The 12480-nt window shown below is 65.8% G+C and carries 15 protein-coding genes; 11 read left to right on the plus strand and 4 right to left on the minus strand.

Annotated elements, in window-relative coordinates; genetic code table 11:
• Positions 1–514, minus strand: a 514-nt coding sequence (locus CEX88_RS17235) for a TetR/AcrR family transcriptional regulator (protein WP_094294406.1), incomplete at its 3' end; no start/stop codon positions are given.
• 72 nt (positions 515–586) lie between these two features.
• On the opposite strand from CEX88_RS17235, the gene CEX88_RS17240 reads away from it, so the two are divergent.
• The gene (locus CEX88_RS17240) at positions 587–2167 is read left to right on the plus strand and encodes a phytoene desaturase family protein (RefSeq protein ID WP_094294407.1); all 1581 of its coding nucleotides are present in this window, start codon (positions 587–589) and stop codon (positions 2165–2167) included.
• Here CEX88_RS17240 and CEX88_RS26085 read toward each other — a convergent pair.
• Entirely contained in the window at positions 2155–2625 is a 471-nt protein-coding gene (locus CEX88_RS26085; RefSeq protein WP_318284600.1) for a VldE C-terminal domain-containing protein, read from the minus strand. The genes CEX88_RS17240 and CEX88_RS26085 overlap by 13 nt on opposite strands.
• Before the next feature lie 438 nt (positions 2626–3063).
• Here CEX88_RS26085 and CEX88_RS17250 point away from each other — a divergent pair, with 438 nt between their 5' ends.
• The 3 genes from CEX88_RS17250 (at position 3064) to CEX88_RS17260 (ending at position 4935) form a co-directional block, all read left to right on the plus strand.
• The gene (locus tag CEX88_RS17250) at positions 3064–3696 is read left to right on the plus strand and encodes a DUF7255 family protein (protein WP_238382095.1); all 633 of its coding nucleotides are present in this window, start codon (positions 3064–3066) and stop codon (positions 3694–3696) included.
• Positions 3697–3778: 82 nt separating this feature from the next.
• Positions 3779–4240, plus strand: a complete 462-nt coding sequence (locus tag CEX88_RS17255; RefSeq protein ID WP_094294408.1) for a DUF3592 domain-containing protein — start codon at positions 3779–3781, stop codon at positions 4238–4240.
• 2 nt (positions 4241–4242) lie between these two features.
• Complete coding sequence (locus tag CEX88_RS17260) at positions 4243–4935, plus strand: N-acetylmuramoyl-L-alanine amidase (protein WP_238382096.1); 693 nt, start codon at positions 4243–4245, stop codon at positions 4933–4935.
• Positions 4936–4940: 5 nt separating this feature from the next.
• On the opposite strand, the gene CEX88_RS17265 is transcribed toward CEX88_RS17260, so the two are convergent.
• The gene (locus tag CEX88_RS17265; protein ID WP_094294409.1) at positions 4941–6278 is read right to left on the minus strand and encodes an adenylate/guanylate cyclase domain-containing protein; all 1338 of its coding nucleotides are present in this window, start codon (positions 6276–6278) and stop codon (positions 4941–4943) included.
• 384 nt (positions 6279–6662) lie between these two features.
• On the opposite strand from CEX88_RS17265, the gene CEX88_RS17270 reads away from it, so the two are divergent.
• The 7 genes from CEX88_RS17270 (at position 6663) to arr (ending at position 12253) form a co-directional block, all read left to right on the plus strand.
• Positions 6663–6962, plus strand: coding sequence for a DUF732 domain-containing protein (locus CEX88_RS17270; RefSeq protein ID WP_202931543.1), 300 nt, complete (start codon positions 6663–6665; stop codon positions 6960–6962).
• Between the two features lie 25 nt (positions 6963–6987).
• A complete protein-coding gene (locus CEX88_RS17275; protein WP_094294411.1) occupies positions 6988–8094 on the plus strand; it encodes a hypothetical protein in 1107 nt (368 codons plus the stop codon).
• 192 nt (positions 8095–8286) lie between these two features.
• Positions 8287–9231 (plus strand): metal-dependent hydrolase, encoded by a 945-nt coding sequence (locus tag CEX88_RS17280; protein ID WP_094294412.1) that lies wholly within the window; start codon positions 8287–8289, stop codon positions 9229–9231.
• Complete coding sequence (locus tag CEX88_RS17285; RefSeq protein WP_064395805.1) at positions 9228–9416, plus strand: ferredoxin; 189 nt, start codon at positions 9228–9230, stop codon at positions 9414–9416. Before CEX88_RS17280 ends, CEX88_RS17285 begins: the two co-directional genes overlap by 4 nt.
• Before the next feature lie 2 nt (positions 9417–9418).
• On the plus strand, positions 9419–10621 hold the full coding sequence (locus CEX88_RS17290) for an NAD(P)/FAD-dependent oxidoreductase (RefSeq protein ID WP_094294413.1): 1203 nt from the start codon (positions 9419–9421) through the stop codon (positions 10619–10621).
• An 81-nt stretch (positions 10622–10702) separates the two neighbouring features.
• Positions 10703–11440: a M15 family metallopeptidase gene (locus tag CEX88_RS17295; RefSeq protein ID WP_238382097.1), complete on the plus strand. Its 738-nt coding sequence runs from the start codon at positions 10703–10705 to the stop codon at positions 11438–11440.
• Positions 11441–11824: 384 nt separating this feature from the next.
• Positions 11825–12253: an NAD(+)--rifampin ADP-ribosyltransferase gene (gene arr, locus CEX88_RS17300; protein ID WP_094294414.1), complete on the plus strand. Its 429-nt coding sequence runs from the start codon at positions 11825–11827 to the stop codon at positions 12251–12253.
• 9 nt (positions 12254–12262) lie between these two features.
• Here arr and CEX88_RS17305 read toward each other — a convergent pair whose 3' ends face one another.
• Positions 12263–12436 (minus strand): CsbD family protein, encoded by a 174-nt coding sequence (locus CEX88_RS17305; protein WP_064427164.1) that lies wholly within the window; start codon positions 12434–12436, stop codon positions 12263–12265.
• Between the last annotated feature and the right edge of the window lie 44 nt (positions 12437–12480).

The raw sequence follows: 12480 nt of genomic DNA on the forward strand, positions 1-12480 counted from the left end.
GCCCCCAGTTCTCCACGGCCACAACCAATGCCGCTGCTAGCACCGCCCCCGCCACCTCAGCCTTCAACTCAATGCCCGGCACATCGGCGTAGCGCTTCCGCACGAAGTCGGTGATTACCGCCGCGAACGACGCCTGCACCACCCGCAGATGACCGGCCGCCCGCTCGCCGATCAAACTCGCCCGCAGCAGCGCCGCCTGGCGCACGACCTCCAAGTCGTGCGGAAAGCTTCCGACACTCGCCATCACCGCGTCGAACAACGACTCCGTGGCGGGCCGGCGCGCCAAGGCCTCCGCCAACCACCCCAGGTGCGTCTCGTAGTCCGCGAACAACACCGCTTCCTTCGTCGGGAAGTGCCGGAAAAACGTCCGCTCCGTGACACCGGCCTCCTCGGCCAGCTGCGACACCGTCACGTTCCCGAAGCCGTCCTTCGCGAACCGCGCCAGCGCCACCCGCCGCAGCGCCCCCTTCGTCGCCTGACTGCGCTGCTGATGCAGGTTCACGGGCATCGCCATAGTCCAGCGATCGTATCGCACAAATTTGTCAGTACCGCCGCAATTACGTCAGTACTGACATACCCTGCCGGCATGAATGACTATGACTCCCTCGTCGTCGGCGCTGGCCACAACGGGCTGACCGCCGCCGCCGTCCTCCAACGCGCCGGCCTGCGCACCCTGTGCCTCGAGGCCAACACCTACGCCGGCGGCATGGCCGCCACCGTCGAACTCATCGACGGCTTCCGCTACGAGATCGCCGGGTCCGTCCAGTTCCCCACCCCCAGCGAGATCACCAAAGACCTCGGACTCGACACCCTGCCCACTATCGATTCCGACGTCATGTCGGTCAACATCGGCGAGGCCGGCGAAGAAGCCATGGTCTTCTACCGCGACCCCATGCAACTGATGACCCACCTCGCCGACAAACACGGCACCGACGCCGTCACCGGCATGGCAGAACTCATCGCCTGGAGCCAAGGCCCCGCCCGCGCGCTCGGCCGCTTCGACGTCCGCAAACTACCCAAGACCATCGACGAGATGTACGCCTGCGCCACAAACGAATCCGAGCGACGCGCCATCCACGAGACCCTGTTCGGCTCCGCGATGGACGTCATCGACCGCTACCTACCCGACCGCAAGCGCCACGCCGTCATGCGCGGCATGCTCGCCTTCCTCGCCATCAACTCCACCTACCGCGGGCCCTACACACCCGGCAGCGCAACCTGTCTGGCCTTCGCCCTCGCCGTCCCCGACGAGAGCACCGCGATGATGACCAAACTCGAAGGCGGCATCGGCGCGCTGACCGAGCACCTGCGCGAGATGTTCGAAAGCCGCGGCGGCGAGATCCGCTACCGCACCAAGGTCGAGCAAATCCTCGTCGACAACGGCAAGGTCACCGGTGTCCGCTGCAAGGACGGCCACACCATCACCGCCCCGGTCGTCGTCTCCAACCTCTCCCCCGACACCACCCTCGCCGAACTCGTTGGCCCCGAGCATCTCTCGGCTCAGCTCCTCGAGAGGCTCCAAGGCCGCGACCACCGCGCCTCCTTCGTCCAGATGCACTTCGCCCTCGACGGACTGCCCGAGTTCGCCCCGCCGTACGACCTGCTCAACGAACCCGGCATGCAACCGTCGGTCGGCATCTTCGGCTCACCAGAAGAGCAACAGCGCCAATGGGAGAACGCCTGCCGCGGCGTCGTTCCCGACAACCCGTCGCTCGGCATCCAGATCCCGTCTGTGCACGACCCCAACATGGCGCCGCCCGCCAAGCACGCCGCCAGCGCCTACGCCTACGCGTTCCCCGTCGAGACACCCCGCGCTCAACATGGCCAGCTGAAAAACAAGATGGCCCAACGCGTCATCGACAAGATCACCCGCTACGCGCCGAACTTCAAAGACATCCAGATTCGGCACATCACCTTCGCGCCGTACCACATGAACACCATGTTCGGCGCTCCCGCCGGCGACTTCTGCCACGGCCTGCTGCATCCCGACCTCATGGGCCCGAACCGGCCCGGGCCGAAGGGTTTTCGCGATCTGCCAATCGGCATCGACGGCCTATACCTCGGCGGCGCCGGCTGCCACGGCGGGCCCGGCATCACCTTCATCCCCGGATACAACGCCGGCTACCAGGTGCTCGACGACCTCAGCGGTCAGGATCAGCGGAGGTAGACCTGACCCTCTTGCGGAAATCCGCCGCCCGCCGTGGCGATGTGCACGTGGTCGTAATGGTTGGCGGTGTCCGAGCCGCGGTCCGACATGACATTCTTCGAGCCGTTGGGACGGTAGATGGTCTGCCGCCAGATGGCGTGCTCGAGTCCGAAGCGTTCCGCATTCGCCAGGACGTAGGCGAGGACCTTGTCCCCGAGTTCCCTCCCCGCCGCCGAACGGGCGTCCGGGATCATCACATCGATCGCCAACCCATGCGGATGCCATTTCAAGGAATCGGAGCGGACGCCGCCGATGGTGAGGATCTCGGGAAACGTCGCACTGACGGCACGGGCCACCAAAATGGTGTCCACCTGCAGCCCGTTTTCCGGCGCCTTGCCGTGCGGCAACGTGGGCGGGGGTATCGGAGCGGGTGGTTGCGCGGCCATCAGGTTCACCGGCGGAGACGGTGGTTCTGGCACGGCGGCGGCACCGCAACACGATGAGTCAACGACATGCGGATAGCTATCTGCGCCGACACCAAACAAAGCGACCGCCGAAATTACGCCCGCCACTACCGCCAAGCGCGAAGACCGCCGCATCTTGGCAAGTGAGTGTCTTCCCATCGCCGGCGGACGATACCCACCACCCCTATGCGTTGACCAATCGCCCGCAGGTCAACCAGCATCAAGATCTTCGCGCACGCCTGACCGGAAAGGACCAGTTCACAGGGGTTAAATGGGAAACTATGAGGAGCTGTCAGCAAACTATGTCCCAGTTAGCTCGTGCCCTACGTCATGAACCATAGGCAAATGTGACGCAGGCCGGGATGGCCCTCCGGCGCGCGATCGCGCCCACGTGGTCCACCATTCCCCGTCGTGTTCCTTACGGCCCGTCGCGCCAATGCCACACTGATCCCCGTGGTCCGCACAGGTGCTCGGGCACAAGCGCTGCAGAATCTCATGATCCGGGCCGGTTTCGTTGTCGCACCCAGCGCTCCACCCGCCCCTCGGGTCGAGGCCCTCGGCTCCGAAGATCGCGAGCGGGTGGTGGAGTTGTGTCAGTCGCTCGGCGGGCAGACGCCGATGCCGCGCTTACGGCCCGGGGCGTGGGACCTCGCGTTCTCGGATGGGCTGGTGATCGAACTCGACGAGGAGCTGCACTTCAACCGGTACCGCGCCCACACGCTGCAACCCAAGTGGGCGGCAACCCTTCCCTGGCGCGACACCTATCTCCAGCTCTGCGCAGACTTCGAGGATGAATGCCTCGCCGCCGGCAGGTGGGGCAAGCGGTGGACCACTCCATCCTGCGAGTCGATGTTCGGGCCGCCGAGCCCACCCGGTGTCCTGGACGGGCCCGGCTCACCTCGATGGAAACAACGCGCGCTCTACGATGCGGTGAAAGACATCGCGACGCTGCAGTCTCGAACGCCCCAACTCTGTCGGCTGTCGGTCTGGGACCGAATCGGTGAAACGACGATCGGTGACGCACTCGCCGGAGCATTCATCGATCTTGACCAATTCGCCGATTTCGTCGCACGACGGACGATCTAAGCGGCGCTGGCGTCGCCGCAGCACGCCACCCGGGCCGGAAGAACCCGCAGCCCGCCGCTGATCACCGCGTTAAGCTCCGGCGGTGGCCAACTACGTCACCGAGATCGGCCTGTTGATCATCGGGATCTTCCTGCTGTTCCGCGGGCTGCCCGGAGTGCTGCAACTGATCGGCGCCCTTGGCTGGCAACAGGTCCCTGGCGTCATGCTCGGCTCCGGCGTCGCCGGCTACCAGACCCAGGCCGGTGCCGGGCGCATGGGCGCCAACGTGCAGCGCTCCGTCGTCGCCTACCAATACCAGCTGAACGGCCACACCTTCGTCGGCCAGCGCGCCGCATTCGGCACACCCCTCGGCTTCGGCATGGGCCTCGGCGGCATCGCCTCCGCACAAGCCTCTCGATATGCGCCGGGCCAACCCGTCGACGTCTGGGTCGATCCCAAGGACCCGGTGGACTCGGTGCTATGTCGCAGCGCCCCTTCGTCTTTGGTGATGACGGCGCTCGGCGTCGCCGTCCTGATCGCCGCTGCAATCTCGCTGATGAGCTGACCGTGCGCACCGACGATCTCAGCCGCCGACGGGTTCTTCAACTGGCCGGTCTCGCAGCCGCAACCTCGATCGCTCCGCAGGCGTTCGCAAGGGCGGCTCCACCCACGCCGTCCGTCCTGTGCCGCGACGCGTGGGGTGCCAAACCACCCCGCCCCGGCGGCACGCCACACACGCCCGTCCGCATGACGATCCACCACACGGCGGTGCCCCTCGGCGACAACGCCAACGCGCCGGCGCGCCTACGCCAGCATCAGCACTACCACCAAGACACCCAGGGCTGGATCGACATCGCCTACCACCTCAGCGTCGACCGCAACGGCAACATCTACGAACTGCGCCGACCTGAACTCGTCGGCGACACCGCGACCGACTATGACCCCACCGGCCACTTCCTCGTCGTCTGCGAGGGCGACTTCGACAAGGACCCAATCACCGAGGAACAGCTCAACGGCGCAGCGCTCGCATTCGCTTGGGCTGCACAGCGTTTCGACATCCCGACCGACACCCTCGCCGGGCACCGCGATGCCAGCCACGACACCTCGTGTCCGGGTGCGAACCTCTACGCCCACGTCGTCGACGATGACCTCAAGAACCGCGTCGACGGGCTCCTGGCCGCCGGAACCGTCGACCTTCGCACCATCTGTGGGCCTGAGGCATCGAAAGCCGTCGCCGACATCGAATCCGGCCTGCGCTGACACCCTCAGGCGTCGTGCACCGCCAATACCGGCCACCTGTCGGGCACACCCTTGAGTTCGTGGCTGCCCCGCTCGTCGAACACGATCCTCGACCCGAGCACCAGCGGCGGGATCGCACCCGACACCAGCACCTCCCCGGGCCCCGCCAGCCCCATGATTCGCGCGGCGATGTGGACCGCGATGCCGTGCACGTCGCCGTCGGCCATCTCCACCTCACCCGTGTGCAGGCCGGCGCGGATCGTCAGCCCGAGATCGTCCAGCGCATCACGGATCGCGCACGAACAGTGGATCGCCCGGGCCGGGCCGTCGAACGTCGCCAACGCGCCGTCGCCGGTGAACTTCACGACCGAACCTCGCGCACCGGACACGTGCCGTTCGACGACCCGGTCGTGCGCGGCGAGCGCCGTTGACCACGCCTCGTCGCCCAGCTGAGCCGCGCGTTCGGTCGACCCTACGATGTCGGTGAACAACACCGTCGACAGCACGCGGTTGCTCGGCACCGTGCCGCGACCGCCGGTCAGAAACGACTCGATCTCGTCGACGACCACGTCCGCGTTTCCCGCGAACCACACGTGATCGTCACCGTCGAACTCCACCAACCGGGCGTGCGGTATTCGCTCGGCGACGTATTGCCCATGCCCATCCCGCACGTGACGGTCGCCGCGGCGGTGCATCACGAGCGTGGGCGCCTGAATGCTTTCCAACACCGGCCGAACGTCGGTGCGCACGAACAGATCGAAGATGTCCGCGAAGTAACCCGGACCGCCCACCAGACGCTCACCACGCGCCATCCACCGCCGTTTCGCCGGATCCGACGCCCAGCTCGGAGTCAGGTGGACCGACGACCCGCGTCCCACGCTCTCCTCGCACCACCGGACGTAGTCGGTCAGGGTCGGCTCGGGCATCCCGAACGGCTGGTCGGGCGTGCGGGCGTAATACGCGAACGGACTCCACAGCACCAGCGAGCGCACGCGGTGCGGATGGCTCGCCGCGAGCAGCATGACCGGCAGCGCCGACTCTGCCATCGCAAAGATGGAAACCTGCTCGGAGCCAACGGTATCCAGCACCGCGAGCAGACCATCGACCCATGACTGCATCGCGGGCCTATCGCAGATCGGCACGGAATCCGAGCTGCCGACTCCGAGTAGGTCGGTCAAGATCAGCCGGCTGAAAGACGACAGCCTGCGGAAGTGACCGGCGACGGTCGGCTCGTCCCACAGCAGATCTATCGGGAACGTGGCGGTGGGCACCCACAGAAGATCCGGCCCACCGTCACCGACCACCTGATAGGCCAGGTGAACGTCGCGGTCCCGGGCGTAGACGGTTTCGGGGCTCGCCGCCATTCTCCGAGCATGCCACCGCCGCGCGGACGACGGACATTTTCACGCGACAGTCGCCCCATCTCGCGCTGAGGCACGGTCCACTGCGGTGACCGTATGCAGTCCCAGCACCCAAATATTCGATCTTCGCGTTACGCGTGTGACGAACGAGGTCCGGCCGTCGTTCCAGCAAACTATTCATAGGGAAATCCCTGATTCCCCCGGCGGGGTATCTCCGTACCGTTTTCATCAGAGAAACCCCGAAAAAGCTGTTCGTCGGCCTTTTCGCAGTCAAGTACCAACGAACAGCCAGATGAAGCACCCACAAGAGGCACCAGCGCTGCCGGGCGCAGCAACCTTTGGGGTCGCCGCATCGCCGCACACATCCGCATGACCAAGAAGTACGCCATGAAGAAACTACTTACCGGCCTCACGCTGGCACTGACCCTGAGCGTCGGCACCACCATCGGATCCGCCGCGCCTGCGTCCGCCGACGAGTTGAGCTACCTGACCGCCATGTCTCGGCTCGGCATCACACCCACCGATGGCAACTACGTCACGCTGCTGCGCGTGGGTTACGCCATATGCGCGGACAAGTCGATGTGGGTCCCGCTCAACACCACCGTCGACAACGTCGCCTGGCACAACAACGTCACCTACACGCAAGCCCAGGCAGTGGTCATCGCAGCCAACACGTACCTCTGCTAGCCGAGCATTCACCGAAGGAATCACCATGGTCTACTCGCACTCGTACTACGACCACCAGCAGCCGACCGTCCCGTGGCCCGATGGTTACGACGATTCAGATCCGAAGCGCAACAGGCGAAATCCCGCCGTCACCGCCTCACTCTCCGGGGGCGTCGCGGTGCTCGTCCTGGCGGTCGGCGTCCTGCTCGGCCTCCAGCTGACAGAATCCGGTCCCGACGACACGGCCCCACCAAGCCCGGCGCCAACCGTCATCGCCAGCGCTCCGAACGTCCCGGCGCCCACGGTGCCGCGGGAACCAGTCGGCCGTTCCAGCCGACCGCCGGCAGACTCCACGCGTCTGGACCGCTCGACCTACGACGCGCTGACCGCGCGGGAGTTCGCCCTCATGGCCAAGGATCCCGACGCGTGGGCGGGCCGAAAGGTTGTGCTGTACGGCGTGATAACGCAGTTCGACTCCGCGACGGGTGCGACGTCGTTCCGCGCGGACACCGGACCCGCCCCGGTGACGGATGTCTACGACTACGACCAGAACACCATGATCACCGCTCGCGACGCGGATATGGTCGCCAACTTCGTCGAGAAGGACAGGGTGACGATGTACGTCGAGGTGCAGGGCTCGATGACCTATGAGACACAGATTGGCGGATCGACGACTGTGCCGTCGATGACGGCCAACATCATCGACAGCACCAGCCGACCCGCGTCCCGACCGGCCCCGACGTACCCCACCGCACAACCTAATGTCGAGACCGCGAGCGGCAACCAACTACGCGCGATCGCTGCGAGCGACAAGCCGATGGTCCTGGCCACCCTCGCCGACACGTGGGTTCCGCAGTTGAGTTCCAAGCGGCTCGGATTGGTCGCCGAAGGACGCACGTGGACGCATGCGGCGATACTGGCCGAGCACCAGCAACTCCGACAGGCCTACCCGGGCGCTCGTCTCTTGTGGGCAGGGGACTGGTCGACCTTTTCGGATTCGAACTTCTGGGTGACGGTCGCCGGGCCTACGTTCCCGACCGCCGAGGGCGCCTTGGCTTGGTGCAGGAGCGGAGGCTTCGACCGCGATCACTGCTTCGCGAAGCTGATCAGCACGACCCGCCCGGTCGAGGGCAGCACGGACTACAACGAGTAGCCCGAGGCGTGTCGGCGCGGCACACAGTCGATTCACAGCGAACCTCCACCGCTTATGCGAGTACGGGACGCCTCTATCGGGTACGCGACCTGACGGACGGTCGCCCACCGCGCGTCGCTACCGGTGTTCGACCGGGCCTTCAACGAGGAAGGAACCGATGGCACACCCGTCGGTTGGCGGAAGAGGTAGCCCATGCCCGAAGTCGCACAGCACCACGACGGATACCCGAAGTACCGCAGGATGGTTCGCTTCGACTGGTCGGAGACGCCGATCCACTGGGTCCCCGGCGATCCGTTCTCCACGCACATGATGAACGTCCTGCATCTGCTCCTGCCCGAGGGTGAACGGCACTTCATCAAAGCCGTGCTGGAGGCGTCATCTCTGGTCGAGGATCCCGAACTCGAGGCGTCGATCAAACCGTTCATCCAGCAGGAGTCCTGGCACGCCTGGGCACACCAGGTGGTGTTGGACCACCTGGCCGAGCAGGGCATCGATACCAAGCCCTACACCGACCGGCTCGGCAGGTCCTTGTCGATGACATTGGGTGACCCGCCGAAGTTCTTTCCGCAGCCGCTGAAACGGTGGTGGCTCTACCGTCGGCTGGCCGATGTGGCCGCGCTGGAGCACTTCACCGCGGTGCTCGGCCAGTGGGTGCTGCAGAACCGCGGGCTCGACTACGCCCGCACCGATCCCGTCATGCTCGATCTGCTCCGCTGGCACGGCGCCGAGGAGGTCGAGCACCGCTCGCTGGTCTTCGACGTGTACCAGCACGTCTGCGGCAACTACTTCATCCGCGCGTTCTCGATGCTGATGACCGCGCCGCTGTTCGTCGGCTGGTGGATCGCCGGGGCGCGCTACCTCATGGCCAACGACCCGACCATCGACCAGAAGTGGCGATTCCGGGACTGGCTGCGAGCCGCGCGTGAGTACAAGCTGCCGGGTCCGTGGAACTTCCTTGTGACGGTGCCGCTGCGTTACATGCGTCCCAGCCACCACCCGAGCCACGAGGCCAACACCCAGATGGCCATCGACTACCTGGAGCACTCGCCGGCAGCGCGGGCCGCCCGCGAACGTGCGGGGTCACCGAGTCGGCAGAACACCACGGCGACAGAGATGGAAGGGGCCGGAGTGCGATGAAGGTCATCGTCGATTTCGACACCTGTGACGGCAACGGCGTCTGCATGAGCATCTGCCATGAAGTGTTCGACCTGCGCGAGGACGGCTTACACGTGCTTCAGGAAGCGCCCGGCGAGGAGCTCCGCCAACAGTTGAAGGGCGCCGAGGTCTCCTGCCCCACCCGGGCGATCCTGGTGAAGGACTGACCATGGCGACGGGACTGCGAGACGTTGTTGTCATCGGCGCCGGGGTCGCAGGCGTGCGAGCAGCGGAGACGCTGCGGCAGAAGGGCTTTGACGGTGCGCTGACGATCGTCGGCGACGAGCGTCAACCCCCCTACCACCGGCCACCGCTGTCGAAGAAACTGTTGTCCGGAGAGATCCATCGGGCAGGCATCGACATGGCGCCGCAGTTCGACCTCGACGCCCGGGTGCTACGCGGCGCCTCGGCGGTGGGGCTGGACGACAGATCGTGCACCGTCCGCGTTCGAGACGAGGATCGAGAGCTGTCGCTGCGGTACGACGGACTGGTGATCGCCAGCGGCGCCGTTCCCCGCCAATGGCCGGGTGGTCCGGTGCCCGACGGCGTCATGATGCTGCGCACGGTCGACGACTGCCTCGCCATCCGGGAACGGCTCGTCTCACGCCCCCGTGTCGCGGTGATCGGCGGCGGCTTCATCGGGGTCGAGGTGGCCGCTACCTGCCGGGCGCTCGGGTTGAATGTGACACTGATCCAACGGGGTTCGAACCCGTTGCTGTCAGCACTGGGCGCAGAGCTGGCGCCGCACTGGGCCGAGCTGCACCGGGGGCACGGTGTCGACCTGCGGCTCGGAGTCGGTGTCGAGAAATTCGTGGGCAAGCGCAAGGTGAAGGCACTCCGGTTGACCGACGGTTCCCGGGTCAAGGCCGACCTCGTCGTCATCGGCCTGGGAGTCACGCCCGCAACCGACTGGCTCGAGGGTTCGGGAGTGCGCATCGACGACGGCGTGCTCTGCGATGCCACGGGCACCGCCGAGGGCGTTCGCGGCGTCGTGGCCGCCGGCGATGTCGCGCGTTGGTGGCATCCGCGCTACGAACGCCATCTGCGGATCGAACACTGGGACGTCGCCAACCGCCAGGGCGAGGCGGCGGCGCAAACGCTGTTGACCGGTCCGCAGCACGCCGAGCGCTTCGACGAGCTCCCCTACTTCTGGTCGGATCAGTACGACGTGAAACTCCAGATGCTGGGTCTGCCAACTGATCACGATTCGGTCGACATCGTCGAGGGCGACGTCAACCAGTGGGAGTTTGTCGCGGCGTACGGGCGTGGCGGGCGCACCGTCGCGGTGCTCAGCACGATCCCCGGACGCGTTCACGCCTACCGCGGCGCCCTCGAGGAGAATGCGGCGTTTCCGCCCAAGCCGGCGGCATAGCACCGGCGCTTCTCGGATCGCGGCCTGAACCAGCGTCGCGATCTGCGAAGTGCCACTGCGGGGACACAGTACGATCCGACCGTGGGCACATTCGGTCGGGCGGTCGCCAAGCCGGTGGCCATCTCCGCGGCCGCAGCGCTGCTCGTGCAGTGCACCTCCCCGCCGCCGCCTGCCGCACCTACTCCACCGCCCAGCACGACCACCACGACGCAGACCACCACCGCCGCGGCGCCTCCCCCGCCGACGACCACGCCGTCGCCACCTCCGAAGGTTCTGCCGGTCACCGCGGCCGACCTCGGTGAAAGTTGGCGCCCCGGTTGCCCTCTCGGCCCGGAGCAACTGCGGCGCATCGAAATCGACCATCTCGGAATGGACCTGCAGACGCATCGCGGAGAGTTGGTCGTGCACGAAGACCTCGTACCCGAGGTCATCGAGATCTTCGAAGAGCTCCGTGAAGCGCGCTATCCGATCGAAAAGATGCGCACGCCCGACCATTACCCGGGCGCCGAAGACGAGCTGTCCATGCGCGACAACAACACCTCAGCATTCAACTGCCGCAACATCCCCGGGTCCGGCAACTGGTCCCACCACGCCTACGGCCGGGCCATCGACATCAATCCCCTCATCAACCCCTACATCGACAACGCTGGTGACCTCCAGCCCGCCAACGCCGCACCGTATCTCGATCGCACCCGCATCGACCCGGGCCTACTGCACGCCGGCGATCCTGCGGTGCAGATCTTCACCGACCGCGGCTGGACGTGGGGCGGCGATTGGCAGAACCCGAAGGACTACCAGCACTTCGAAAAGCCCGAATAAGTTCCCCCCGAAAAGAATTCAAGTTCCTCATTCGCAATACATCCCGTACCGGATAGTTACCCGGCTCCGGCCGATGTTGCGTAGCGTCTTGCGCTATTGCCCACGCCGATGGAGAACGTATGCCGTTTCCCTGGGAACTGAATTCCGAACGTCCCTACCGTCACGAGATCTATCCCGACCCACGAAGCTCACCGCCTGACGATCCAGAGCACCTCATCGAAGACGCCGACTCTGCGCAAAGGATTTTCGGGAACAGGCGGCAGCAGTAACGACACTGCGAATGTCTTCCCACTCTCACTTTACGACAGGGGGTGGGGCTTGCGGCAAGGCCCCTGACGTGCTGCACAATCGTCCGGCCATCGCCGCAACGGATGAAGGAGCAGTGTGTCGAAACCGCCAAAGCCATTCGAAGTCCACGAGTCTGGCGCCTACCTCCACGGGACCAAGGCGGACCTCGCCGTGGGCGACCTCCTGGTGCCGGGACGTCCGTCGAATTTCGAAGAAGAGCGCATCTCCAACCACGTCTACATAACGCAGACGTTGGACGCCGCCACCTGGGGAGCCGAAATGGCGGCCGGTGAGGGACGCGGTCGCATCTACATCGTCGAACCCCTTGGCGCTGTCGAGGACGACCCGAACGTCACGGACAAGAAGCTGCCCGGCAATCCGACGCGCTCCTACCGGACCCGCGAGCCGGTGAGAATCGTCGGCGAGATCACCGACTGGGTCGGGCATCCACCCGAGCAACTTCAAGCGATGCTCGACGGCTTGGAGGACCTCCGGCGCCGGGGCCTGGCCGTCATCTACGACTGAGCCAAAGAGCTATTTCTTGAAGGCGTCCTTGATCTTCTCGCCGGCATCCTTGAAGTTGGATTTCGCTTGATCGCTGCGGCCCTCGTCGCGGGTACGCGCGTCGCCGGTCATGTTGCCGACCGCTTCCTTCGCCTTACCGGCGAGGTTGTCCACCTTGTTCCGTGCTTTGTCCGCTGCGCTCACGCTTCCTCCTCGAAGTCAACTGCCGCTCGGTTACCTCAGCAGCC

Origin of the sequence: Mycobacterium neumannii, assembly GCF_002245615.1 — a bacterium.
Classification (GTDB): Bacteria; Actinomycetota; Actinomycetes; order Mycobacteriales; family Mycobacteriaceae; genus Mycobacterium; species Mycobacterium neumannii_A.

Bases quoted from the DNA above. Each gene is read 5' to 3' on its own strand.
- CEX88_RS17240 (WP_094294407.1), top strand. From the start codon at position 587: ATGAATGACTATGACTCCCTCGTCGTCGGCGCTGGCCACAACGGGCTG.
- CEX88_RS17265 (WP_094294409.1), bottom strand. From the start codon at position 6,278: ATGGCGGCGAGCCCCGAAACCGTCTACGCCCGGGACCGCGACGTTCAC.
- CEX88_RS17270 (WP_202931543.1), top strand. From the start codon at position 6,663: ATGAAGAAACTACTTACCGGCCTCACGCTGGCACTGACCCTGAGCGTC.
- CEX88_RS17275 (WP_094294411.1), top strand. From the start codon at position 6,988: ATGGTCTACTCGCACTCGTACTACGACCACCAGCAGCCGACCGTCCCG.
- CEX88_RS17280 (WP_094294412.1), top strand. From the start codon at position 8,287: ATGCCCGAAGTCGCACAGCACCACGACGGATACCCGAAGTACCGCAGG.
- CEX88_RS17285 (WP_064395805.1), top strand. From the start codon at position 9,228: ATGAAGGTCATCGTCGATTTCGACACCTGTGACGGCAACGGCGTCTGC.
- CEX88_RS17290 (WP_094294413.1), top strand. From the start codon at position 9,419: ATGGCGACGGGACTGCGAGACGTTGTTGTCATCGGCGCCGGGGTCGCA.